This window comes from Planctomycetia bacterium (genome assembly GCA_021413845.1).
Taxonomy (GTDB): domain Bacteria; phylum Planctomycetota; class Planctomycetia; order Pirellulales; family PNKZ01; genus PNKZ01.
The window spans coordinates 1-23983 of record JAIOPP010000111.1; the positions used below are offsets into that span (position 1 = coordinate 1).

At 62.2% G+C, this 23983-nt stretch carries 20 protein-coding genes; 14 read left to right on the forward strand and 6 right to left on the reverse strand.

All coding sequences use genetic code 11. From position 1 onward, the window contains the following. Both K8U03_20160 and K8U03_20165 read right to left on the reverse strand, forming a co-directional pair. Positions 1-454, reverse strand: a 454-nt coding sequence (locus K8U03_20160) for a hypothetical protein (protein MCE9607207.1), incomplete at its 3' end; no start/stop codon positions are given. Positions 455-456: 2 nt separating this feature from the next. Next, a complete protein-coding gene (locus K8U03_20165; protein ID MCE9607208.1) occupies positions 457-1056 on the reverse strand; it encodes a hypothetical protein in 600 nt (199 codons plus the stop codon). A 297-nt stretch (positions 1057-1353) separates the two neighbouring features. Here K8U03_20165 and K8U03_20170 point away from each other — a divergent pair, with 297 nt between their 5' ends. From K8U03_20170 to K8U03_20210, 9 genes are all read left to right on the forward strand, one after another. Then, positions 1354-2763 (forward strand): MATE family efflux transporter, encoded by a 1410-nt coding sequence (locus K8U03_20170; GenBank protein MCE9607209.1) that lies wholly within the window; start codon positions 1354-1356, stop codon positions 2761-2763. 1088 nt (positions 2764-3851) lie between these two features. After that, a complete protein-coding gene (locus K8U03_20175; GenBank protein MCE9607210.1) occupies positions 3852-4769 on the forward strand; it encodes a hypothetical protein in 918 nt (305 codons plus the stop codon). Continuing rightward, positions 4769-5875 carry a Gfo/Idh/MocA family oxidoreductase gene (locus K8U03_20180; protein MCE9607211.1) on the forward strand — a complete coding sequence of 369 codons (1107 nt, stop codon included), beginning with the start codon at positions 4769-4771 and terminating at the stop codon, positions 5873-5875. The genes K8U03_20175 and K8U03_20180 overlap by 1 nt, the downstream gene beginning before the upstream one ends. A gap of 66 nt (positions 5876-5941) precedes the next feature. Next, positions 5942-6730: an aldolase gene (locus K8U03_20185; GenBank protein MCE9607212.1), complete on the forward strand. Its 789-nt coding sequence runs from the start codon at positions 5942-5944 to the stop codon at positions 6728-6730. Between the two features lie 58 nt (positions 6731-6788). Continuing rightward, entirely contained in the window at positions 6789-8186 is a 1398-nt protein-coding gene (locus K8U03_20190) for an MFS transporter (protein ID MCE9607213.1), read from the forward strand. A gap of 173 nt (positions 8187-8359) precedes the next feature. Beyond that, entirely contained in the window at positions 8360-11155 is a 2796-nt protein-coding gene (locus K8U03_20195) for a DUF1549 domain-containing protein (GenBank protein ID MCE9607214.1), read from the forward strand. A 31-nt stretch (positions 11156-11186) separates the two neighbouring features. Continuing rightward, complete coding sequence (locus K8U03_20200) at positions 11187-12644, forward strand: DUF1501 domain-containing protein (GenBank protein MCE9607215.1); 1458 nt, start codon at positions 11187-11189, stop codon at positions 12642-12644. 57 nt (positions 12645-12701) lie between these two features. After that, positions 12702-13214, forward strand: coding sequence for a hypothetical protein (locus K8U03_20205; GenBank protein MCE9607216.1), 513 nt, complete (start codon positions 12702-12704; stop codon positions 13212-13214). Next, the gene (locus K8U03_20210) at positions 13205-14719 is read left to right on the forward strand and encodes a hypothetical protein (protein MCE9607217.1); all 1515 of its coding nucleotides are present in this window, start codon (positions 13205-13207) and stop codon (positions 14717-14719) included. The genes K8U03_20205 and K8U03_20210 overlap by 10 nt, the downstream gene beginning before the upstream one ends. Before the next feature lie 4 nt (positions 14720-14723). Here K8U03_20210 and K8U03_20215 read toward each other — a convergent pair whose 3' ends face one another. Continuing rightward, a complete protein-coding gene (locus K8U03_20215) occupies positions 14724-15050 on the reverse strand; it encodes a cupin domain-containing protein (GenBank protein MCE9607218.1) in 327 nt (108 codons plus the stop codon). 98 nt (positions 15051-15148) lie between these two features. On the opposite strand from K8U03_20215, the gene K8U03_20220 reads away from it, so the two are divergent. Next, a complete protein-coding gene (locus tag K8U03_20220; protein ID MCE9607219.1) occupies positions 15149-15379 on the forward strand; it encodes an RNA-binding S4 domain-containing protein in 231 nt (76 codons plus the stop codon). Positions 15380-15384: 5 nt separating this feature from the next. Here K8U03_20220 and K8U03_20225 read toward each other — a convergent pair whose 3' ends face one another. Then, the gene (locus tag K8U03_20225; protein ID MCE9607220.1) at positions 15385-16716 is read right to left on the reverse strand and encodes a PQQ-binding-like beta-propeller repeat protein; all 1332 of its coding nucleotides are present in this window, start codon (positions 16714-16716) and stop codon (positions 15385-15387) included. Between the two features lie 412 nt (positions 16717-17128). Here K8U03_20225 and K8U03_20230 point away from each other — a divergent pair, with 412 nt between their 5' ends. Both K8U03_20230 and K8U03_20235 read left to right on the forward strand, forming a co-directional pair. Then, positions 17129-17716, forward strand: a complete 588-nt coding sequence (locus K8U03_20230; protein MCE9607221.1) for a hypothetical protein — start codon at positions 17129-17131, stop codon at positions 17714-17716. A gap of 81 nt (positions 17717-17797) precedes the next feature. Further along, positions 17798-19441, forward strand: coding sequence for a flotillin family protein (locus K8U03_20235; protein ID MCE9607222.1), 1644 nt, complete (start codon positions 17798-17800; stop codon positions 19439-19441). On the opposite strand, the gene K8U03_20240 is transcribed toward K8U03_20235, so the two are convergent. Continuing rightward, a complete protein-coding gene (locus K8U03_20240; protein MCE9607223.1) occupies positions 19438-20319 on the reverse strand; it encodes an alpha/beta hydrolase in 882 nt (293 codons plus the stop codon). The two genes, K8U03_20235 and K8U03_20240, sit on opposite strands and share 4 nt — an antisense overlap. A gap of 49 nt (positions 20320-20368) precedes the next feature. Then, positions 20369-20662 carry a hypothetical protein gene (locus K8U03_20245; protein MCE9607224.1) on the reverse strand — a complete coding sequence of 98 codons (294 nt, stop codon included), beginning with the start codon at positions 20660-20662 and terminating at the stop codon, positions 20369-20371. A gap of 301 nt (positions 20663-20963) precedes the next feature. On the opposite strand from K8U03_20245, the gene K8U03_20250 reads away from it, so the two are divergent. Then, positions 20964-22400 carry a sialate O-acetylesterase gene (locus tag K8U03_20250; protein ID MCE9607225.1) on the forward strand — a complete coding sequence of 479 codons (1437 nt, stop codon included), beginning with the start codon at positions 20964-20966 and terminating at the stop codon, positions 22398-22400. A gap of 88 nt (positions 22401-22488) precedes the next feature. After that, positions 22489-23983 (forward strand): beta-propeller fold lactonase family protein (locus tag K8U03_20255; protein ID MCE9607226.1); only part of this gene is annotated, 1495 nt, incomplete at its 3' end.

The window sequence follows — 23983 nt, forward strand, 5'->3', positions numbered from 1 at the left end:
GCAGATCTCGGTATTTTCTTCTCGTGAGATCGGTAAGCACGATCAGCGAGAGACAGCTGATGACAAGCGCTGAAAAAAACAGCACAGGCGCAACCGTCAGGCTCATAAGAAGAAAACCGAAAGGCAAGTCATAGTTGTCATACACGGCAAGCATGAGGAATGTGCCCCAACACAATGCGCCGACGCTTCCGACCACTGCCGTTAACGCACCGGAAAACTGCGCCGAATACTTTCCGGCGGCAAACGCCTGCACCCGACGACAAACGAAATCAACCGCGTAATGGTTAACAATGCCCAAGAGCACAAAATTGACGACCGATAACCAGGGACGCAAGTGCTCATTCGTCATGCCGGCCAGCCACACCGAGACGCCGGCGACCGCGAGCAGCGCGGTGCGCAAACCGAACTGCAGCGGCTTCGCTTCATACTGTTGCTTCGCCTCATGTTGCTCCATCGTCAGGCGCGTCCCTTGCGTCGGGTGTAGCGCTGGTGCAGTGCGGCGGCGCGGTGGGTGCATAACGCGCTGAGCGTGCTGGCGGCGACGACCGTCCAGCGGAACTCGCCCGTCGCCAAGAGGGGCGTGAACGCCAGCAAGCCGGCCACAGCGCCGATCGCGGCCGCTTCGTGCCGGAAGCTGAGCTTCAACACCTTCCGCGTCAGGGCATAGACCGGCCAATAGCACACGATGCCGGCGATCAGGGCCCAGGCCGCGCCGAGCGTGGCGGCGACGGTGAAGCCGACCGTGAGGCGTAACACCTCTTCGACGCCGACCGAGTCGCCCGAGAAGGCGACGGCGAGCACGCCGTAGATCGCACCGGCCGCCGCGACCCCGTGCATGAGCGAGATCATCTCGGCGTGCGGACGCTCGATATATTGCCGCAAGCTAAACCGCGCGGCGAACAGAATGCCCATGAGCAAGAGGACCGCGATGCCGAGATCGAAGTACAAATGCGGCCGCTCGGGAAGCCAGAGCGACACCGCCCCGACGGCCGCCGCGCCGGCCAGCAGTTTCGCGCAGAGCCTGATCCGCTTCCACGGCAGCGGGCGAGCGGTCATAAAAGGGGTGGGCGAATCGAACGTTTTCGGTTCCGGCATGTCTTGCATCATAAGAAGCGGCTCCTGTCGTTGCCGCTCTATCTATTTTATCGGCCTTCCCGCATGATTCGCAGCAGAGAACCGCCGACGCTAGAAGACTCGCCGGCACAATACGTTACACGATTCCGAACGGGGGAGTTGACGGGGAGGAGAAAGTTAAAAGGCAAAAGGCAGAATGCAGAACGAAAAAGCCCAGCCCCTTAATCCCCCTCCGAACATTTTGCATTTTGCATTCTGACTTCTAACTTTCTCCCTCCCATGCCCCACGAGCTCACGCCCCGCCCCGCTGCCCGTCTTCGTTCCTGGTGGAACGGCGAGGCGGGCCTGCGCGAAGCGCTCGTGATCTCCGTGCCGCTCGTGATCTCGTCGCTGTCGTGGACGGTGATGAACTTCATCGACCGGCTGTTTCTCTTGAGCTACTCGGAAGACGCCGTCGCGGCGGCGCTGCCGGCCGGCATTATGGCATTCGCCGTGATCTGCTTTCCGCTCGGCATCGCGTCGTACGCGTCGACATTCGTCGCCCAGTATTTCGGAGCAGGGCGACTGCGACAGATCGGGCCGATGGTTTGGCAGGCGATGTGGCTCGGGATCATCACCGTGCCGCTGGCGATCGCCGTCATTCCGCTGGCTCCGGCCCTGTTCCGCAGCTTCGGCGGGTCGGAGGCGATCGTACAATCGGAGTTCGACTACTTTCGCACGCTCAGCTACTCCGGCGGGGCGATGGTCCTTTCGGCCGCGCTGTCGGCCTTCTTCAGCGGGCGCGGCAACGTGCGCGTGGTGATGGTCGTCGATACGCTGGCCGCCGTCGTCAATGTCGTCCTCGATTATGCTTGGATCTTCGGCAAGTGGGGCTTTCCCGAAAGCGGCATCGCCGGAGCCGGCTGGGCGACGACCGTGGCGATTTGGTTCAAGACGATCGTGTACCTCGTCCTCTTTCTCCGCCCCCAATTTCAGGAACAATTCGCCACGCTCTCGGGCCGACGTTTCGACCTGGACATGATGAAGCGTCTATTTCGCTACGGCGTGGCCGGCGGGATGCAAATGCAGCTCGAAGTGTTCGCGTTCGGCAGCTTCACGCTCTTGGTCGGAGGGCTCGGTCAGCATGCGCTAGCCGCGACGAGCCTTGCCTTCAACGTAAACAACTTCGCCTTCATGCCGATCTGGGGCATCGGCATGGCGACGTCGACGATGGTCGGTCGCAGGCTCGGCGAAGAACGACCGGAACTCGCGACGCGCGCCGTCTGGTCGTGCATGGCGTGGGGCTTGCTCTACATGGGTGCGATCTGTTTGTTCTACGTCGTGTTTCCGCAACTCGTTCTCTGGCCCCATCGCCAGTTCAAAATGGAAGGACACGACTTCGCTGAGCTCGAAGCCGAAACGATCGTGCTGCTCCGCTTCGTCGCCGCGTTCGGCTTGTTCGACGCCGTGAACATCCTCTTCGCCGGAGCGCTGAAGGGTGCCGGCGACGTGAAGTTCGTGCTCGTCGGCTCCGTCGCGATCGCAGCGTTCTCCGTCGCCGTGACGAAGCTCGGCCTGATGCAAGGGCTCGGACTCTATTGGTGCTGGTACGTCCTCACAGCCTGGGTCGTGCTCCTCGCGGCGTTGTTTCGACATCGATTCCTGCACGGGCCCTGGCGCTCGATGCGCGTAATCGAGCCGCAGGGATAACGCCGGCAACTGAAAGTAGCAGGCACGTTCCACGTGCCGTCCGCCACGTGCGTCGTTCGAGCGCGATGCTCGATCGCGCCACACGCAGCTCCGTTCAATAGCCCCGGATGCATATCCGGGGCCGCAGCGTGATGATCGTTCTCTATCAACCGTGGCGGACGGCACGTGGAACGTGCCTGCTACGTTGTAGACATGGCCCAATTCTTCGCGTTGAATCTCGCGGCGCGTCGTGCGATGTTGAGCTGCGTGAGGAGACGAGACTCCGACCTCCGGTAGGTTTCGACACGTTGCTTGTTTTCGTTCACGCGAAATCGGCGACGACGAATCGCGATGGGGAATTTCGAGCCACGGCCGCGCCGCTTGTCGCCGCCGGGGCTGGAACGAATCGAGCGCTAAGCTCGGTCCCTTGCGACGATGGTCGATCGAGTTGTTGTGAAAACGATCGCTCGATGTCTTCTTCCGGCCTGCGGTGCGTAAGAAATTACGCATCGCGATCCTCGGTCGTTGCGCGTTCGTGGATGAAACGTGCGACGACGGCAAATGAGGATCGAAACTTGCACGACGTTCTCTGCGAAGTTGCAACATCGCAAAGATCGCTTCGCTGCCTTGGGCGTCGTCCGGTGCGTCGTCGCGCGAGCCAGTCTTTCTTTACGAAGGAAGCCGGTTCGGGCGGAATGCTCTGCGCAGAGAATCGTTTGACAAGAAGCCCGGCCCGCTCGGGCGACGACGCACGAACTTTTTTTCAAGTCGCAAGCAGGCGCGATCACGGCCGTGCTTTGAACCAAAGTAGCAGGCACGTTCCACGTTCCGTCCGCCACAGCTGATAGAGAACGATCGTTGCGGTGCGGCCCCGGATATGCATCCGGGGCTATTGAACGGAGTGGCTGTGTGTGTCGCGATGCCGCACTTAGCTGCAACGGCGCATGTGGCTTACGGCACGTGGAACGTGCCTGCTACGTTTTTCGATTTGATCAAATGCCGCCTCTTTTGCCCGATTCAGAAAATGGATGCACTAGGTCGCATCGAGGCCGAGATGCCGTTATCATGCGAGGCTCACTCATCGCTCGGAACCGTGAGCACTTTCGCGTATGCCGCACTTGCATATTTATTCGAACGAACCGCCGCTCTGGCAGGACGCCGCGCGCCGCTTACATCGGGCCACGGTCGAGGTCTTCGCCACTCCGCGCAAAGCCTCGGCGGAATGTGCCGGAGTCGTCTTCGCCGGCGACATTCAAGCCGATGCCGCGTCCATCGAACGAGAATTGAACGCCGGCCGGCACGTTCTCGTCGCGGCCGAACCTTGCCTGTCGCGCGAGTCGCTCTTGGCGCTCGAGGCGGCTGCCAAGCGTAAGAAAGTTCGCTTCACGGTCGTCAATCCGGATCGTTGGCTGCCGTCGCGGCAAGTGGTTCGGAAGCAACTCGGCGGTTCGCTCGGCTCGCCGGAGCTGGTCCGGATCCATCGTTGGGAATCGCACGCGTCGGCCGCGACCACGGCTCCGCTCGGCCTGCCCGGCGCACTCGTGGCCGAGATCGAGCAAGCCCTGTGGCTCATCGGCCGGCCGCTCGAATCGGTCTTCGCGCTCGAACATCGGGCAGCGAAACCGGGAGGCGATGGCGGACGGTTCCTGCAAGTGCATCTCAAGTTCTGTCCCGGCATGGCCGTGATCGATTACGACGATCGCCTACCGCATTCGGGCTCCGAGCCCAACGAAGGCTACCGCTCGTTGTCCGTCATCGGCGCGAGCGGCTCGGCCCAGACCGACGATCAAGCGAACTCGCAACTCGCGTATCGGGGCGGCTCGCCGCGGGCGCTCGTCGTCGGCGAAGGGGTCGCTTATCTAGCAAGCCTCGTCGATGATTTCGCCGCCGGCATCGAAGCCGGTAAAGAACCCTCGGATGATGTCGCATCTTGGCTCGAGGTGGTCGACGCCGTCGCGGCCGTACAGCGTTCGCTCGCGGAGCGTCAAGTCGCGCAGGTCGCCGTCGGCGAAAGGAAAGGAAAGTAATGGCCGCGAAGAAAAAATTCCGCTGTGCCGTGCTAAGCGCCATCAAGCACGACTACGTCGCGCGCGGCATGGCCGCACATCCGCGCTTCGAGTTGGTCGTCGTCGCCGACGATCCTCAGACGCCGGATTGGACCCATGAGCGCAATCAGCGCTTCGCCGACGAGTTCAAGATTCCGTATGTTCGCGACGTCGAACGGGCGCTGCGCGAATACGATGTCGACGTGGCGATCGTCAGTCCCGAGGCGGAGCGGCATGTCGACCTGAGCGTGCGGGCCGCGAAGCTCGGCAAGCATGTGGTGCAAGATAAGCCGCTCACGACTTCGCGCGCCGAGGCCGATCGGCTCGTCGGCGCGATCGAAGAGGCCGGCGTTCGCTTTCTGATGTGGAATCGCAACGGCCTTCCGGCCGTGCAGCATGTCGCCAGCCAGATCGCCGGCGGCGCGATCGGCAAGCCGTATGCGGTGCATCTCGACTTCTATTTCGCCAAAGATGCCGGCCCGGCGAAGAAGCCGCGCCCGGCCGGCGAGCCGCCGATGGATTGGCACGAACATCAGAAAGCGGCCCACGTCGACGGCTCCGACGGCGGCCTCGGCAAAGCGCCGATGGGAGAGCTTTCGATCGAGGGAATTTATCCGTTGGCCTATCTGCGGATGCTCACCGGCGCAAAGGTGAAGCGCGTGTTTGCGACGACCGCCTCGGCGTTCCATCAGTTGCATTCCGATCACGACGTCGAAGACCTCGGCGCGGTGAGCCTCGAGCTCGAAGGCGGTCAGATCGCTTCGCTCTGCATCGGCCGGATCGGTTTGGCAAGTCATCCGAGCGGCGGCGAGATCAAGCTGCATGTGCTCGGCGATCGTGGCGCGCTGGTCGCCGGAGAGTCGCGGCCGGAAGTCGGCGTTTACTATCGTGGGCAAAAGGCCGGCGAGGCGCGAGGCCGGCGCGTGGCGGCCGAGAACGAGTTTTTCATGGCCGAAGATTTCGCCGGAGCGATCGACGAGAAACGCCCGACGATGCTCGATGCCCGCGCTTCTCGTTCGATCTTCGCAACGGTCGAAGCGGCACTTGAGTCGGGCCGCACCGGTAAAGCCGTCGAGGTGCGACACTAACGCGGTTTGCCGATAAGAATCAGTTCCCTATTTATTCCTGTGCCGACAACTTCAAGGATTTTCGAGATGACCGGACGTGAGATCATCGCCGCGTTGAAAGCGGGCCGCTATGTCTATTCGACCGCCTTCGTGTCGCCGTCGCCGCTCTGGGCGACCGTCGTGAAGCAGATCGGCATCGACTTCGTGTTTCTCGACAGCGAACACACGCCGCAAGATCGGAACACGCTTTCGAGCATGTGTCAGACGTACGGAGCGCTCGGCATTCCGGCCGTGGTGCGCGTGCCGTGCAACGATCCTTACGAAGCCTGCAAGGTGCTCGATGGAGGAGCCGGCGGCGTGATCGGCCCTTATCTGGAAACGGCCGATCAGGCCCGCGCGATGGTCGGCGCGGTGAAGTGGCGACCGCTCAAAGGGGCGAAGCTCGAAAAAGCGCTCCGCGACCCGAGCACGATGGAGCCGGAGTTGAAGAAGTATCTCGAAGAGCGCAACGGCGACAAGATTTTCATCGCCAACATCGAGAGCGTCCAGGCGATTCAAAACCTGCACGACATCTGCTCCGTGCCCGGAATCGACGCCGTGTTGATCGGCCCGCACGATCTTTCGTGCAGCCTCGGCATTCCGGAACAATACGACCATCCGAAGTTCGACGAAGCCGCGCGGACGATCTTCCGCATTGCGCGCGAACATGGCGTCGGCGCGGGGATCCACTGCTGGTTCGGCAACGATAAGCACATCGCCTGGGCCAAGGCCGGCGCGAACCTCGTGATGCACAGTTCCGATATCGCGTCGTTCTCGAAGACGCTGAAAACCGGCATCGCCGAACTGCGCGAAGGGCTCGACGGCACGAAGAGATAACCGCTCGCGCTCGCCGCTGCTCATGGCTCACCGCCGCTAGAAAATCGAGAACCCGTCGATGCCTGCTCCCGCTGCCGCACCTTCGCTGTCGACCGCCGGTCGCCGGATCATTCTCATCGTTGCGTTGCTCGGCTGGATGGCCTCGGGCTTTCACATGGCGATCACGCAACTGATCGGCCAAGCGGCGATGATCGACTTGCTCGAAGATTGCGGCGAGCTCGACGCCGCGCAACATCGAGCCTGGGCGAAGCAATTCGGCGTCGATCGCAAAGCGCAGTTGAATTTGGATGCGGCGACGATTTCGCCGGAGCGAAAGCAGTTCGAAGCGGGGCGAGCACGCGTCGCCGGTTGGTTCGCTTGGTTTCAAGCTTCGCTCTTGTTCGGGGCAGCTACCGGCGGGCTGCTGTTCGGCTGGCTCGGCGATCGCTACGGCCGAGCGCGCGGAATGACGGTCAGCATTCTCACGTTGTCGTCGATGGCGGCCGTGGCGTACTTCGCTCGCTCGCCGGAGCAGCTTTGCATCGCTTGGTTTTTTTCCTGCTTGGGTGTCGGCGGGATGTGGCCCAACGGCGTCGCCATGATCAGCGAGGCTTGGGCCGGCGGCTCGCGATCGATGGTGTCGGGCGTGATGGGAACTTCGGCCAACGTCGGCTTGTTTCTCATGAACACGCTCGCGGCGAAAGTGGCGGTCACTTCCGACAACTGGCGCTGGACGCTGCTGGTCGGCGCCGCTTCCTTGGTGTTGGGAATCTTCGCCTTGGTCTTCGTGCCGGAATCGCCGCGCTGGTTGGCCCTGCATCGAGGTGGCGGCAGTTCGGGAACCGCGCCGCGCCCGGCCGCGATGAGCGAAGTGTTTCGCGGGCCGCTCCTCGCGACGACGCTCGTGGCGATCGCGTTGTCGACCGTGCCGACGATGGGAGGCTGGGGGAGCGCCGTGTGGATGCAGCCCTGGGCCGACGAAGCCGGCGCAGCTGCATCGCCGCCCGATCCATATATCAAAGCCTACGTCGGTCAGGCGCGCGCCGTGACGGGCATCGTCGGCAGCCTGCTCGGAGGTTGGATCGCCGCGATGGTCGGCCGGAAGCTGACCTTCTTCCTGACGAGCCTCGCTTGCTTGAGCGCCGCGCAGTTTACGTTTTGGAGATTGGTGCCGACGGACGCCGCGTTTCTTCCGCTCGTCGCCGTGCTGGGGTTCTTCAGCGGCATCTATTTCGGTTGGCTGCCGCTCTGCCTGCCGGAATTCTTTCCGATGCGGAATCGCTCGACGGGTGCCGGAGTCGGCTTCAATTTCGGTCGCATCATCACCGCCACGACGTTGATCTCGTCCGACGGCATCATCCGATATTTCGCCGGCGACTACGCCCACATCGGCCGCGCGACGAGCATGATTTTCGCCATCGGAATGATCGTGATATGGTTCGCTCCCGACACGGAATCAGGACGCTTGGAGGATTAACCGCCGGCCCGAGAACTTGCCGCGCCGGCTCGGAGTTCGATTGATTGAAGCGGGCGAATGGACTACGCTATAGAAGTGAGTTCACCGCCGGTAAGTTCAACACTTTCCAAGCGGTTGCCCGCCCGCGAAGTCCCGCCTAAGTTTCTCCCTGCTGACCATTCCTGGGTGTCGAGATGCTGCGCATCCTCCGACGATCGCTGTCGCTGCTCCTCGCGCTGTCGTGCTGGTCGGCGATCGCCGAAGCCGCCGCACCGCTCGAGCCGACGGCAGCGGCGAAGACTTTGCCTGCCGCCTCGGCCGATTACCTGCAGAAGGTGAAGCCGCTCCTGACGGCCCGCTGCTACGCCTGCCACGGAGCGCTCAAGCAAGAAGCCGGCCTACGGCTCGACACGGCCGCGGCCATTCGCACCGGCGGCGACTCCGGGCCCGCGATCGTTCCCGGCGACGACGGCAAAAGCGTGCTCATCGCCCGTCTGACGACGTCGCACTTGGAAGAGCGGATGCCCCCCGAGGGAGAAGGGGCGGCATTCAAGCCGGAAGAAGTCGCGCTGCTGCGAAGCTGGATCGCCGGCGGAGCGGCCGGCCCGGCGCTAGAGAAACCGGAAGCCGACCCGCGCGACCATTGGTCGTTTCGCGCCCCCGTGCGACCGCCGGTGCCGCGCGTGAAGAACATGGCCGAGGTCCGCAACCCGATCGATGCCTTTCTCGCGGCCGAGCAAGAGCGGCGCGGCGTCGTGCCGCAACCGCCGGCCGAACGCGGCTTGTTGTTGCGGCGCGTCTATCTCGACCTCGTCGGCCTCCCACCGACCGGGGAGCAGCTGGAAGCGTTTCTCGACGATAAGTCGCCCGACGCTTATGAGCGCGTCGTCGAGCGGTTGTTGGCGAGCCCGCAGTACGGCGAGCGTTGGGGTCGCCATTGGATGGACGTCTGGCGCTACAGCGATTGGTGGGGGCTCGGCGCGGAAGTGCGCAATAGCCAAAAGCACATTCGTCATTGGCGCGATTGGATTATCGAGTCGCTCAATGCGGATCTCGGCTACGACGAGATGATCCGCCAGATGCTCGCGGCCGACGAACTTTATCCCGAAGACATGCAGAAGATCCGCGCGACCGGCTTCCTGGTGCGCAGCTACTTCAAATTCAATCGCACGACTTGGCTCGAGCAGGTCGTCGAGCATACGTCGAAGGGTTTCCTCGGGCTCACGCTCAACTGCGCGAAGTGCCACGATCACAAATACGATCCTCTGCCGCAAAAAGATTTCTATCGCTTACGCGCCTTCTTCGAGCCCTACCAAGTTCGCACCGACGAGCTGCCGGGCGAAGCCGATCTCGAGCGCGACGGCCTGCCGCGCGTCTTCGATTGCCATCTCGAGGCCGCCACGTATCGCTTCGTGCGCGGCGATGAATCGAAGCCGATCAAGGACGACCCAATCGCGCCGGCTCTTCCGGCGATCGTGACGCTCGACGCGCCGAAGATCGTGCCGATCACGCTCTCGCGCACGGCACATGAGCCGGGCTCGCGCTCGTGGGTCGTGGAGAATCACTTGCGCGCCGCCGAAGCGAAGATCGTCGCGGCGAAGAAAGCCGCGGAAGATAAATCCCCGGCGACGAAGGCCGCAGTCGTCGCTGCCGAAGCCGAGCTAATTGCGCTGCGGGCTCGCATCGCGGCCGATCGAGAGCGCGTTACGTCGACCGGCGAAAAGTTTAAGAAGCTGGCCGAAGCCGCGGCCACCGCGGAGCGCCGGGCTGCCGTTGCGACGGCCGGAATTCTGCTCGCGCAAAGCGAAGTCGAGTTGGTAAAGGCTCGCGACACGATCGCGGCGAACGAGAAGAAGGTCGCCGCCGAAGATGCGAAGAAAGATCCCGTGCTGGTCGATCCCGCAGTGAAAGCGACGGCGAAGAAAACCGCGGAGAAGACGATCGCCGCGGCGGAAAAGAAAATCACTGAAGCTCGGGCAGCGCAGAAGACGGCCGAAGCGGCGGTCGCGAAAGTCGACGTGAACTATATGCCGCTGGCCGGTTCGCTGAAGGCGTTCGAGTCGAGCACCGAGACCGACGTCGAACGTCGCAAGCCGTATCCCGCGACGAGCACCGGCCGACGCACGGCCTTGGCTCGCATGCTCACCGACAAAGCGAACCCGTTAGTGGCCCGCGTAGCGGTCAACCATATTTGGTTGCGGCACATGGGGAAGCCGCTCGTCCCGACGATCTTCGACTTCGGCCGCAAAGGAACGCCGCCGACGAATCCCGAGCTGCTCGATTGGCTCGCGCTGGAGCTGATGGACGGCCCGCGCGATTCCAAGTCGGGCTCGTCCGGTTCCGCTTGGTCGATGAAGCATGTGCATCGCTTGATCGTCACGTCGAATGCTTATCGTCGCAGTTCTTCGACGGCCGACAATCCCGGCGCAGCGGAGCGCGATTCGGAGAACGTCTCTTATTGGCGGATGAACACGATTCGGATCGAAGCGCAAGCCGTTCGCGACGCGCTCTTGCAACTCTCGGGCGAACTCGACCTCACGTCCGGCGGGCCGACGATCGATCCGAAGGGGGCCGAGTTCTCAATGCGGCGGAGCTTGTATTTCACTCATTCGCATAATGAGCACCATCGTTTTCTGTCGACGTTCGACGATGCCGACGTGCTCGATTGTTATCGCCGCGAGCAGAGCATCGTGCCGCAGCAAGCGTTGGCCTTGGCGAACGCGCAGCAATCGCTCAAGGCGGCCGAAAAGATCGCGGCGAATCTCGCGAAGTCGCCGCGCGTAAAAACCGACGACGAGTTCATCCTCGCCGCGTTTCGCTTGATCTTGGCTTCACAGCCGAGCGGCGATGAAGTTGCCGCCTGTCGCGCGGCGCTCGCAGAATGGCGCGCGCTGCCGCTCGCAAACAAAGCCGACGACGCTTCGCTCCGCGCGCGGGTGAACCTCGTGCATGCCTTGTTGAACCACAACGACTTCGTCACGGTACGATAAACGTCTTGAGTCCGTGAGAGAGAACGACGCCATGAACGATCGCTTCAACCATTCGCACTCCGTGCCGCGTCGCGCGTTTCTCGGCAACTTGGCCGGCGGTTGCGCCGGCTTGGCGCTCACATCGCTGCTCCAGCGCGACGCGCGTGCAAGCGTCGAAGCGTGGTCGCCCCCCGATGGTCGTCCGCACTTCACGCCGAAGGCGAAGAACGTCATTTGGCTGTTCATGAACGGCGGCGTGAGCCATCTCGAATCGTTTGATCCGAAGCCGATGCTGACGAAGTATGCCGGCAAGACGATCGCCGAATCGCCGTTCTCCTCGGTGCAAGATCCGGAGAAGTTGAAGCTCGCGCGCAAGGCCGTGGTGAACGACGCCAACGGCCGGCAGCGCGACAAACTCTATCCGCTTCAAGTGGGCTTCAAGAAACGGGGCAACCTCGGCATCGAGGTGAGCGATTGGTGGCCGCATCTTTCGAAGTGCGTCGACGATCTCGCCTTCGTCCGCTCGATGTATGCGACCGACGACAACCACGGCGCGCAAACGGAGTTTCATTCCGGTCGGCACATGCTCGACGGCGAGTTTCCGACCTTCGGCGCTTGGGTTCACTACGGCCTGGGCTCGCTCAACGACGAACTGCCGCAATTCATTTCGCTCGGCAAGCGCGAGTTTTGGAACAACCGGGCCGGCCACTACCTCGGGCCCGCGCACGACGCGGTTCCGCTTCGGATCGATCCGAAGAACCCGCTCGATTACGGTTCGCCGGAAGTGGCCCGCACGGTCGACGAGCAGCGCATCGGCTTCTCGCTGGTCGACCGCTTGAACCGCCTGCGCGGGACCAGCGAACCGCACGACAAAGCACTCGCCGCGCGCATCCAATCGTACGAGCTCGCCTTCCGGATGCAGCGCTCGATTCCGGACGTGATGAACTTCGCCGATGAAACGGCCGAGACGCATAAGCTCTACGGACTCGATCGGCCCGAGACTCGCGACTTCGGTTTGCAGATGCTCGCGGCTCGGCGGTTCGTCGAGCGCGGAGTGCGCTTCGTCCAGGTGCAGCATGGCGCCGGCGGCGCAGGAGCCTGGGATGCGCATAGCGGCTTGAAGACGAACCATACGATGAACTGCTTACGCGTCGATCAGCCGATCGCGGCGCTCGTGACCGATCTGAAGCAGCGCGGGCTGTTGGAAGATACGATCGTGATGTTCGCCAGCGAGTTCGGCCGGACGCCCGGCACGCAAGGAGCCGACGGACGCGACCATCATATCTTCGGCTTCTCCGTCTGGATGGCGGGAGGCGGGGTCAAACGCGGCGTGATCCACGGCGCGACCGACGAGATCGGCTTCCACGCGGTCGAGAATCGGCACTACGTTACCGATGTCCACGCCACGCTGATGCAACTGCTCGGCCTCGACTCGCATCGCCTCGAAATTCCGGGCCGCAAGCGGCTCGACATCGACCACGGCAAAGCGATTCGCGAGATCATCGCGTAAGGTTCGCTGTCGGCGCCGGTTTCCATTCTTCGCACGTTTCCCCGATGGCTCCGCACTATGAACGCTGACGAGTCGACGGACGACCTCGGGCCCGCGGTTCGCGTGATGCAGATCATTCTCGTTGCGCTGGCGATGGGGATCGTCATGTTTGGAGCGTTCTTGTGCTTTCAACAAGCGCCCGACTTCAGCGACCTCGAAGTGAAGGGGATGTTTTCCTGGATGACTCTCGCGATGGGAGCGTTCGGAATCGTGCTGAGCCGCGTCGTGCCGAGGTTCTTGCCGAGCGAAGGGACGCTGGGTCCGGACGTGGTCGCGAAGCCGGGAAATGCCGGGCTTCGGCAACGGTTCATTTCCGGCATGCAGATCAAGATGATCGTCGGAGCGGCGATCTGCGAAGGAATGGCATTCACGAACTTAGCGGCGTATATGCTCGAGCATTCGGTCCCGTGCTTGGGGATGGCGTTGGTTTTGTTACTCGCGGTGCTCTTGCTGTTTCCGACGAAGAATTCCGTCGCGATGAAACTGGAAGAATTGGAACGAGCTGCGCGCGAGAACGCTCAATGGAAATGATTCGTAAGCTAATCGTCGCTGCGGCAATTTGTGTTTGCGGAGCGTCGTCGTCGGCGCTGCCGGCCGCTGAGCCCGATCTGATTCGCCGCGAAAACGCTTTGCCCGGCGCGACCGATTGGCAGCTCACGCGCGTCCGGTTGGATAGCCGCGAAGGTTTTCGTTCGCCGTGGGTCGAGGGCTATTGCTCGAAGCAAAGCGTCGCGGCAGGCGAATCGATCGACATCATGGTGTCGGCGAATCCGGCGCGCGACGTCGAGCTCGAAATTTTTCGGATGGGTTACTACGGCGGTCGCGGTGCGCGGCTCGTGAAGAAGCTCGGGCCGTTTCCTTGTAAGCCGCAAGTCGAGCCGACGATCGGCGCGAAGAACTTGCACGAGTGCCGTTGGGATGCGACCCTGCAACTCACCATCCCGCAAGATTGGGTGAGCGGCGTGTATCTCGGCCGATTGACGACCGTAGCCGATCCGGACAAGGAGCCGTATTGGCAGAGCTATGTCGTGTTCATCGTGCGCGACGATCGCCCGGCCGACATCCTGTTTCAATGCTCCGACAACACCTGGCAAGCGTACAACCGTTGGCCGAACAACTACTCGATCTACACGCATCCGAAAGGGGTCGAAGGGCCTTGGGCCGATGTGAGTTTCGATCGTCCGTACGGGCGCGAAGCGCAGTTCGCGGGCATCGTCAACGACCCGCTGACGACCGGCTCCGGCGAGTTCCTGCCGTTCGAGTTTCCGTTGGCCTATTGGCTCGAGCAGCATGGCTACGACGTAAGCTATTGCTCGAACAGCGATCTGCTGAGCCCGGCGCGGGGCTTGAAGTGCAAGGCGTTCATCAGCGTCGGGCACGATGAATACTGGGACATCCGACAATTTCAGAGCGTCGAGAAGCTGCGCGACTCGGGCGTGAACCTGTTGTTCCTCTCCGGTAATTCCGTCTGTTGGGTCACGCCGTTTCGCGCCGGCTTCGACGGCCGCGCGAACCGCATCATCTTTCGCGGCGGCCCTTACGGCGGCAACAACAAATACGCGCTCGATCGCTTAGCCGAGAGTGGGCCGTTTCCCGAGCACGGTCCGGACGAAGGGCTGTTGATGGGTGCGCGGAACGTCGATCCCGTCAACGGCGGCGGCGATTGGATCGTCCGTAAGCCTGAGCATTGGATGTTCGCCGAGACGGGGATGAAACAAGGAGACCGCATTCCGGGGCTCATCGGTTGGGAATACCACGGCGAGCCCGCCGATATTCCGGGGCTCGAAGTCGTGGGTGCCGGAACGGCTTGGCGCAAAGGAGAGAACGCGCAGCAATGGACCGCGACGATCTATCCCGGACCGAAAGACAACTTCGTATTCAACGCCGCGACGATCTTCTGGGTGCAAGGCCTTTCGACGCCGCCGGGGCACATGCTGCCATGGTCGCATTGGTCGCGCCCGCATGGGCCCGACGTGCGCGTGCAGAAGATCACGGAGAATTTGCTGCGCCGCGCGATCGAGTCGAAGCAAAAGTAATCGGTTAGTCGTAAAACAGGGCGAGCCAGATCGTCGGCTCGTCGGGCGTCGTCCATTCGACGCGATGCCGACGATGCGCCGGAATGTTGAAGTAGTCGCCGGTTTTCAAGGTGCGGGGTTGATCTTCGTCGGCGAAGCGAAGCCGCGCGGCACCGCGCAACACCACGACCCATTCATGCCGCTCTTGGTCGTACCAAAATCCCTCGGGACTCGCGTGACCATGCGACACGATGCGCTCGACACGGAGGTTCGGCCGATCGAGAAGCGTTTGCAGAAGCTCTTCCGGCAGGTTGTCGGGAATGTCGGCGAAAAGATCGGTGGGTGGTTTCATCGTGCGGTGATTCTACTCCGCACGCGCGATTGCCGGTAGAATGACCGCACGACATGCACCGCAGATATGAAACTCTTCCAGTATCGCCGGGATCGACCATGACCGAAGCCGACATGCCCATGACGCCCGAGCCGTTGCGGCTCGACCACTTTCTGAAGCTTAGCGCCATGTCGGAAACCGGCGGACAAGCGAAGACGCTGATTCAAGGGGGCGAAGTGAAGGTCAACGGCGAAGTCGAAACGAGACGACGGCGGAAGCTCAAGGTCGGCGACGTCGTCGAGATCGGCGGCAAGCAATATCCGGTCATGGCGATTCCGCCGGCGGAATAAGCGAGCTACGGCCGGCCGATGCAATACAGATACTCTTGCCGCTCGGCTCCGGCACCGGACGCCACGCGCAGAAACAGCCGGTCGCCGCACACGGCAGGGCTCGCCATCGATTCGTCGCCGAGGATGTTTTCGGCGACCATTTCCAACCGTTCGGGATTCGTGCGGAAGACGTAGTGCGTGCCTCGCTCATTGGCCCAGTAGACGTGGCCTGCGGCGACGATCGGCGAAGCGCTGACCGGTCCGCGCAGCCGTTCGTGCCACATCTCCTGACCGTCGGTTCCGCGGAAGCAATACAACACGCCGTTGTCGGTGAGCTGGTAGAGGTAGCCTTGGTAGGCGAGCATCGATTGCTCGTAGCATTGCAGCTTGTTCTTCCAAAGGACTTCGCCGGAACCTTGGGCACGCACGGCGATCGTCTCGGCCTTGGGGTATCCGCCGCTCGCGAAAATGATATCGCCGTCGGAGACGGTCGTGCCGCACGTCGCGTCCGTGGTTCCTTCGACATCCCACAGCGGGCGGCCGGTCGCCGGATCGAAGCAGGAGAGCTTTCCCGCACCGGTAATGGTCAGCAGCTCGCGCTTACCGACGACGTTGATCGAGGGGGTGGAGAACGACATATTGTTCGGCCGCGGCGCGCGCCACACCCGGCTGCCGGTCTGGCGGTTCAATGCCATGAGCGAACTGTCGCCGTCGTATTCGGCCGCGATGATCACGGTGTTGCGATACAGCACCGGCGACGGGGCATAACCGTATTCATAACGCTTCGGATGAAACTCGCCGAGCGATTCGTTCCAGACGATCTTTCCCGCGAGATCGAGCGCCAAGGTTTGCAGCGTATCGTGATGATGAAAGGTGACGAAGAGCAAGTCGCCGTCGCAAGCCACGCTCGGCGTCGCGTGCGTGTTCTTCGTGTGCGTGTTCGGAAAGCCTCCCTGGCTGATCTCGGACTTCCAGAGTTGTCGACCGGTCGTTCGATCGAACGCGACGACTGCTTGAATCTGCTTGGCTTCGTCGGCCGTGGTAAGAAACACGAAGTTGCCGGCGACCGTCGGCGAGGAATGTCCGCGACCGGGAACCGGCACCTTCCAAACGACGTTCTCCGTCTCGCTCCACTTCGTCGGCGGGCGGCAGTTGGGGCTCGTGTGGCCGTCGCGCGTCGGGCCGCGCCACCAGGGCCAATCGTTCGCGGCCGAAAGTTTCGGGAAGCCGGCAATCGTTCCTGGCGACGGAGCTTGCGATTGAGCCTGCGCCTGCAAGCCTGCGAGCCAGGTGAGGGCGACGACTGTGCACCTGAGCGCGATCCTCTTCACAGCTGTTCTTTTTCGATCATCGCTCATGCCGCGAAACGCTCCGGCTTTTCATCGTGGCCCTAAAAAGATCATTCCCTTTACAGCCTTAGAATCTACGATATGCGCCTGCTTCCAACCATCGCATGAAGAGTCGGTCGTGCCACGGAAAACGGTTGTAACGACGATCGCTACCGGCCCGGCTCCGTTCGGGCCTGTCGCCCCCGGCGACGGTCGGAAAAGCGTTGGATTCGCGGTCGGGGGGAGATTACGCTCGATGGATGGCTCGCCGCTCGTCGGCGAATCCAGGTCCCACGGCCGCAATGAGTTACGCTCGAATTGCCGCCGCGGGGGAAGGTCGTTTTCGTGATCTTCCTGCGAATAAGTCCAAGATTCCGCAATCGGCGGCGAATACCCTGATGCTAGGTTCGGTGTCGCGTAGGTCTTCGCTCGGAACGCTCTTATGCTCCTCTTTTATTCGCTATGCGCCGTCCTCGGATGCACGGTGCTCGCCTGTCAATTCCTGCTCACGGTAACGGGCGTCGTCGATGCCGATGATATCGACTCCGGCGATGTCGGCGGTCACGACGGCGTCGATCATTCCCACGGCGACCCGAATCACGCGCACGGCTCCAGTTGGTTCTTCGGCATGCTCACGCTGCGCACCGTTACGGCGGCGCTGGCCTTCTTCGGCCTGACCGGCTTAGCGATGAACGCGAGCGATGTTGCGCCGATCGCCGCGCTGGCGATCGCTTCGGCTGCGGGAGTCGCCTCGCTGTACTTCGTGCATTGGATGATGCGCTCGCTGTCGCATCTCAAGGCCGAGGGAACGGTGCGCATCAAAGACGCCGTCGGAACCGTCGGCAGCGTCTACATTCCCATTCCCGCCGGCAACGCGGGGCCCGGCAAAGTACAGATCATGCTCCAAGGAAGAACCGTCGAACTTTCGGCGATGACGGAACACGCCGCGCTGCCGACCGGCGCTCGGATCGTGGTGACGAAAGTCATCGGGCCCGACGCGGTCGAAGTGACGGCAACGGAAACGCACTGACCGCGCGCAAGCTGCGCGGCTCGCAACGACTCAACCAGTTCAGCACACTTCAAGGCTCAGCACTTACTAAGGCAACGTCCGATGCATACCTGGCAACTCTTCGCTCAGTCCGCTCCTCGTCCGCCGGCCATCAGTTCGGATGCGGCCGTCTACTATGCGGCGATCGCGATCTGCGCGGCGCTCGTCTTCTTTAGTTTCGTGATCTTGTTGGTCAAGCGATTCAAACGCTGCCCGAGCAACCGCGTACTCGTGATCTACGGCAAGGCCGGCGGCGACAACAAGGCCGTGAAGTGCTTACACGGCGGAGCGACGTTCGTGTGGCCGCTGATTCAAGACTTCGCGTATCTCTATCTCGAACCGATTCAGATCGAAATCCCGCTGCGCGGCGCACTTTCCGCCGAAAACATTCGCGTGAACGTCCCGAGCGTCTTCACCGTCGCCGTCGGCACGTTGCCGGAAGTGATGAACAACGCCGCGATTCGCTTGCTCGGGCTCAACGTCAAGCAGATCGAGAAGCGGGCGCAGGAAATCATCTTCGGCCAGTTGCGCCAAGTGATCGCGTCGATGAAGATCGAAGATATCAACCGCGATCGAGACACGTTTCTCTCGCATGTGCAAAACTCGCTGGAGCCGGAACTGAAAAAGATCGGGCTCGTCCTGATTAACGTCAACATCACGGACATCACCGACGAAGCCGGCTACATCGACGCGATCGGCCAGAAGGCGGCTTCGCAAGCGATTCAACAAGCGCGCGGCGACGTCGCCGATCAGCTGCGCATGGGAGAAACGCGCGTCGCCGAAGCTGAGCGCGACAAGACGATTCAAGTCTCGAACGCCGCCAAGGAAAAAGAGATCGGCATCAAAGCGGCCATGCGCGAGCAGGCGATTCGCATCGCCGATTTGGAAAAAGAACAAAAGATCGGCGAACAGACGGCCGGTTATCAGCGCGACGTGCAAGTGAAGGAAGCCGAGCGCGAGATGCGCATCAAGACCGCGGATGCGAACGCCAAAGCGATCACCGGAGAAAACACGGCGCAAGAGATCGTCGCGCTCTCGAAGGCGCATCTTTCCATCAAGCAAACCGAAGCGTTCCAGCTTTCGGAAACGAAGAAGCGCGAGGCGGAAGCCGCGGTGCTCGAAGCGCAGAACCGCGCGATGGCGAAGGCCGCCATCGCCGACGCCGACCGCGTGGAAGCCGAACGACGCGCGGCGCTCGAAGCTCCGGCGAAGGCCGAGAAGGCGAAGATGATCGTCGACGCGGAAGCGTCGGCCGAGCGCTGCCGCATTCAAGCCGAAGGGGATGCCTCGGCGATCTTCGCCAAGCTCGACGCCGAAGCCCGCGGCCAATACGAGATCCTGGCGAAGAAGGCCGAAGGGTTGAAGAAGATCGTCGACTCGTGCGGCGGGGCACATGAAGCGTTTCAGATGTTGATGCTCGACCACTTGAACCATCTGACCGACGCTTCGGCCAAGGCGATCTCGAACATCAAGTTCGATAAGATCGTGGTCTGGGAAAACGGCGGCAAGGAAGGCTCGAACACGGCGAACTTCTTGCAAAACATGGCTCGGACGCTGCCGCCGATGATGCAAGTGATGCGCGATGTCGCAGGAATCGAGCTGCCGGAAACGTTGCTGAAACTCACGCCCGACAAGGTTTCATCGAGCGGGCAAGCTACCGTGGAACCGGAGAGCGAAGCGGCTTCGACGACGAGCCCCGTGATCTAGCGCAGCGCTTCGTCGAGAAACTTGCGGATCATCGGCAAGCGTTTCGCATCGTAGAACTCCGGTCCACCGTGGACCGCGCCGGGAATCATTTCCAAAGTCACCGCGAGACCTTGCTTCCGATAGGCGGCTGCGAGCTCCGTCGATTGCTCCGGCGGCATTTGCGGATCGGCCTCGCCGTGGATGAGCAACAGCGGCGGGTCGTGCGCGTCGAGATGCGCGACGGGACTCGCCAGCTTAGCGATCTCCGGAACGTCGGTCGGTTGTCCGCCGAGGAAGAGCTGCAGCGCGGGAACGCGCATGCGCAGGCCTTGCGGCTTCGACTGCGAGAGAATCGTCGTCAAGTTCGACGCTCCGTAGAGGCTGACGATCGCTTGCACGTCGCTCTTGCGGTCGAGGTTGCCGCCGACCGTTCCTTCGAGTTCCTTCACGCCGTTGGTAACGCCGACGATCGCCGCGAGGTGTCCTCCGGCCGAAGAGCCCGCGATGGCGATCCGCTTCGGATCGTAGCCGTACGAGTCGGCCTTGGCGCGCAGAAAGCGAATCGCGGCCTTGATGTCGTGGGCCTGCGCGGGAAACGGCGCGACCGGCGAGAGCCGATAATCGACGCTCGCCACGGCGTAGCCCATAGCGAGGAGCTTACTCGCCGGCACATCGCTCTTCGACCCTGCGCGCCACGCACCGCCGTGGACCCAGACGATGAGCGCGGGCTGCTCCTCGGCCGGAAGATAGAGATCGAGCTTCAACGACTGCTCGCCCACGAAGGCGAACTCGAGATCCGCGATCGTGCGCGGTTCCGCGCCGCAAGCCGGCGACACGAAAACACGGCAGGCCGATAACACGAAACAGACGGCCCAAGTGAAACGAGCAATCGAACGCATGGCAGCGAAACCGTGGGGCGATCGGCTAAGGCGGTATGTTCGTCGTCGGTTATAGGTAGCGCGAGGGTTTTGCGTGCGGAATGTCGCGGTCGAGCCAGCGGCGCAGCTTGGCGTGGAACTGGTTGGCCGTTTCTCCTTCGGCCCGTTTGCATTCGCCGAACGCCTGCACGCGCTCGGCCAGCATCTCGGAGCCGGCGGGAGTGCGCCGCAATTGCTCGACGAAGGCCTGGAGCTGCCCTAGCTTTTGCTCGACCAGATCCGTGGTCGGCGCGCCGGCCGGTTCGCTCGGACGCGGGAGCGCGATCTCGGTCGATTCACGATTCGTTTTTCGGCTACGGTCCATTCTGCGTCCTCCGTCGCTGGCGGAAATTCCTACGAGCGAGCTGCTGCCGTTCGGCTGGTCGTGCAAAAGCTCAGGCAGTGAATTGTAATCGGTCGTGCGAGTCTTTCGCCCAAAGTTCGGGGAAGAACCGGCGGAAACCTGCGAGAACCCCTGAATCGCGGCAAAACGAAGCTGTTTTCCTCCCCGATCGGCTGGATCGTTCCGGCACTTGAGTCGTCCTCGCCGGCGACTATGATGACGCTTCCCGCCTCGGCCTGCCCGACGATTCGTTCCCCCCAAAACGCTCTAAGAGGATATTCCCATGCTGCGCCGCCTGCTCATGGTCGCGGTTCTGTCGCTCGTAGTTCCAACGCTTGTCGTTTCGCCGGCGCTGGCCGAGGTGAAGCCGGGCGCGTTGTTCACTTCCGGGGTCGTGTTGCAGCGCGAGTGCGAGGTGCCGGTCTGGGGGAGCGCCGCTCCGCAAGAGCAAGTCGAGGTAAAGTTCGGCGACACGACTCTCAAAGCCCAGGCCGACGCCAAGGGGAAATGGATCGTGAAGCTGCCGCCGCAGAAGGCCGGCGGCCCGCATAAGCTCATCATCGGTGCGGCCGGCTCCGACGCCAAGCAGGAGATCGCCGACGTCTACTTCGGCGAAGTCTGGATCGCCTCCGGGCAGTCGAACATGCACTGGACCTTCTCGCACAACATCAAAGACAAGGAACAAACTCTCAGCGAAGCGAACGACCCGCTGCTGCGCCAGTTCACCGTGAAGAAGGGGCAAGCGAAAGAGCCTGCTGCCGATGTCGCCGGGCAATGGCTCGGCGCGTCGCGCGAGAACCTGTTGGTCGACAAGCAAGACGGAGCCTCGGCCGTTGGGTACTACTTCGGCCGTGAGTTGCGCAAGGAGCTCAACGTGCCGGTCGGCATCATCAACTCGTCGGTCGGCGGAACCCCGATCGAGCTCTGGTCGCCCAAAGGGGGGCTCTACAACAACATGATCGTGCCGATGGGGCCGCTCGCCGTGCGCGGCGCGCTGTGGTATCAGGGAGAGAGCAACGTCTTCAGCAAGTCCGGAATGCGCTACGTCGATTTGCAAAAGAAGATGGTCGCCGCGTGGCGCGAATCGTTCGGCAAAGACATGGCGTTCTACTTCGTGCAGATCGCGCCGTTCAACTACAACGGCCGCCCGAACTCGAAGCTGACGGCGGACGCCTTGCCGGAATTCTGGCAAGCGCAGACCGAAGCCGCGAAGCAAGTTCCTCATAGCGGCATGGTCGTGATCAGCGATCTCGTCGAAAACGTGAAAGACATCCATCCTTCCGACAAAGCAAACGTCGGCAAGCGGCTGGCGGCCTTAGCTCTCGCCGGCGACTACGGTCGCAAAGACGTGACCGTCAGCGGGCCAACCTTTAAGGAAGCGGTCGCCGATGGCGCCGCGCTCCGCGTTCGGTTCGAGAACGTCGGCGCAGGACTCGCGAGCCGTAACAAAGAGCCTCTGTCGCACTTCCAGTTGGCCGGCGAAGATCGCAAGTTCCATCCGGCCGAAGCGACGATCGAAGGAGATTCCATTACCTTGCGCAGCGCGAAGGTCGCGAAACCGGTCGCCGTTCGTTTCGCTTGGGACGAACTCGCCATGCCGAACCTGATGAACAAAGCCGGCTGGCCTGCCGGCAGCTTCCGCAGCGACGATTGGAAGCTCGAAGAAGAAGCTGCAGTGAAGCCGGCAGCGACCAAGGAAGCGCCGGCAGCATCGAAGTAAGTACCTGTCTCGCACCGCAAGTGATTATCCCGATTCGCCCGTTCCGATTATTCGCACTTCTCTCTCGCCCTTGTTCGGAGTTCATCGCATGCTTCGTCATCGTCTGTTATCGATCGCGTCGGCACTGGCCGTCGTGTCGTCGTTCTTAATCGCCGGCGCGTCGTCGCCGGCTGCCGAGCCGCCCGCCGTAAAGAAAGAAGCGGAGAAGAAAGAGGCGGCTCCGGTCGTCGAGGCGCCGATCGTGGCGCCGCGCGAAGGGAAGCGCGAAGTCATCGAGCTCTTCAACGGCAAGGACCTGCAAGGCTGGGTCGGGCACACCGGCAAAGACGGCACGAAGCCCTATTGGAGCGTCGCCGACGGCGTGATCGTCGGCCGCAACGAAGAGGAAATCAAAGTCAGCACGTACCTCCTCACGGAGCGTAAGTTCACCGACTTCCGGCTCACGTTCGATTTCAAACTCGCGAAATCGGAAATGCATTCCGGCGTTGCGATCTGGGGAAAGCTCGCGCCCGAAAAGGGAGACCCGTTCACTTACGCCGGCCAACTCGTCATGTTCCCGTCGGGCTACGGCTTCTACGATCTTTACGGGCGAGCGATGATCCACCAAAACGCGGCCCTCGCCAAGCCGGTCGGCAAGCAACACGATTGGAACCACATCGAGGTTCTCGCGCAAGGCAACCGCATCCGCTTCGTGCTTAACGGCAAGCTGATCTCCGATTGGCGCGAGCCGCTGCCGGATCGGATCAACGAAGCGCCGATCGGCTTACAACTCCACTCGAATAAAGTCCCGCAAGAAGTGCAGTTCAAGAACGTCGTCGTCGAGACGTTTCCGGAAGACAAGCTCCGAACGGTGACGGAGGTTACGCAACAGCGCACCGAAACCAAGCTCAAGCAAGTCTCTTTCAAGAAGCCTGCCGACAAGAACGCGGCCGACAACGATGACGGCAAAGCCGAGCCACTGGCGTTTACGCCTGCCTGTTGCGCCGGGCTCGGCGACGTGAAGAAATTCCGCGTCTACTTCGGCACCTACACGGCTAAAGACAAGAGCGACGGCATCTATCGCTCGGAGCTCGATCTGGCGACCGGGAAGCTGAGCGCTCCGGAGTTGGCCGTGGCGACGAAGAGCCCTTCGTTTCTCGTCGTTAGTCCGTCGCGGAAGTTCGTCTATGCGGTCGGTGAATCCGGCGGCAGCTCGCCGGACGGCAAGACGAAAGGGGGCGCGGTCAGTGCTTTCTCCGTCGACGAAGCGACCGGCAATCTGACGTTCATCAACGAACAATCGTCAGTCGGTTCCGGCCCTTGCCACATCACGATCGACAACGCCGGCAAGAACGTGCTGATCGCCAACTACGGCGGCGGCGACTGCGGCGTTCTCCCGATCAACGCCGACGGCTCGCTCGCTCCGATGAGCAGCCACGTTCAACACGCCGGCGAAGTCGCCGACCCGAAGCGGCAGCGTTCGCCGCATGCCCACTCGATCAACCTCGACCCGGCGAACCGCTTCGCCTTCTGCGCCGACTTGGGTCTCGATAAGATCTTCATCTATCGCTTCGACGGCGCTTCGGGCAAGCTCGCGCCGAACG

Excerpts from the sequence above, each read along its gene's own strand:
- K8U03_20165 (MCE9607208.1), bottom strand. The coding sequence starts at position 1,056 with ATGACCGCTCGCCCGCTGCCGTGGAAGCGGATCAGGCTCTGCGCGAAA.
- K8U03_20170 (MCE9607209.1), top strand. The coding sequence starts at position 1,354 with ATGCCCCACGAGCTCACGCCCCGCCCCGCTGCCCGTCTTCGTTCCTGG.
- K8U03_20175 (MCE9607210.1), top strand. The coding sequence starts at position 3,852 with ATGCCGCACTTGCATATTTATTCGAACGAACCGCCGCTCTGGCAGGAC.
- K8U03_20180 (MCE9607211.1), top strand. The coding sequence starts at position 4,769 with ATGGCCGCGAAGAAAAAATTCCGCTGTGCCGTGCTAAGCGCCATCAAG.
- K8U03_20185 (MCE9607212.1), top strand. The coding sequence starts at position 5,942 with ATGACCGGACGTGAGATCATCGCCGCGTTGAAAGCGGGCCGCTATGTC.
- K8U03_20190 (MCE9607213.1), top strand. The coding sequence starts at position 6,789 with ATGCCTGCTCCCGCTGCCGCACCTTCGCTGTCGACCGCCGGTCGCCGG.
- K8U03_20195 (MCE9607214.1), top strand. The coding sequence starts at position 8,360 with ATGCTGCGCATCCTCCGACGATCGCTGTCGCTGCTCCTCGCGCTGTCG.
- K8U03_20200 (MCE9607215.1), top strand. The coding sequence starts at position 11,187 with ATGAACGATCGCTTCAACCATTCGCACTCCGTGCCGCGTCGCGCGTTT.
- K8U03_20205 (MCE9607216.1), top strand. The coding sequence starts at position 12,702 with ATGAACGCTGACGAGTCGACGGACGACCTCGGGCCCGCGGTTCGCGTG.
- K8U03_20210 (MCE9607217.1), top strand. The coding sequence starts at position 13,205 with ATGGAAATGATTCGTAAGCTAATCGTCGCTGCGGCAATTTGTGTTTGC.
- K8U03_20215 (MCE9607218.1), bottom strand. The coding sequence starts at position 15,050 with ATGAAACCACCCACCGATCTTTTCGCCGACATTCCCGACAACCTGCCG.
- K8U03_20220 (MCE9607219.1), top strand. The coding sequence starts at position 15,149 with ATGACCGAAGCCGACATGCCCATGACGCCCGAGCCGTTGCGGCTCGAC.
- K8U03_20225 (MCE9607220.1), bottom strand. The coding sequence starts at position 16,716 with ATGAGCGATGATCGAAAAAGAACAGCTGTGAAGAGGATCGCGCTCAGG.
- K8U03_20230 (MCE9607221.1), top strand. The coding sequence starts at position 17,129 with ATGCTCCTCTTTTATTCGCTATGCGCCGTCCTCGGATGCACGGTGCTC.
- K8U03_20235 (MCE9607222.1), top strand. The coding sequence starts at position 17,798 with ATGCATACCTGGCAACTCTTCGCTCAGTCCGCTCCTCGTCCGCCGGCC.
- K8U03_20240 (MCE9607223.1), bottom strand. The coding sequence starts at position 20,319 with ATGCGTTCGATTGCTCGTTTCACTTGGGCCGTCTGTTTCGTGTTATCG.
- K8U03_20245 (MCE9607224.1), bottom strand. The coding sequence starts at position 20,662 with ATGGACCGTAGCCGAAAAACGAATCGTGAATCGACCGAGATCGCGCTC.
- K8U03_20250 (MCE9607225.1), top strand. The coding sequence starts at position 20,964 with ATGCTGCGCCGCCTGCTCATGGTCGCGGTTCTGTCGCTCGTAGTTCCA.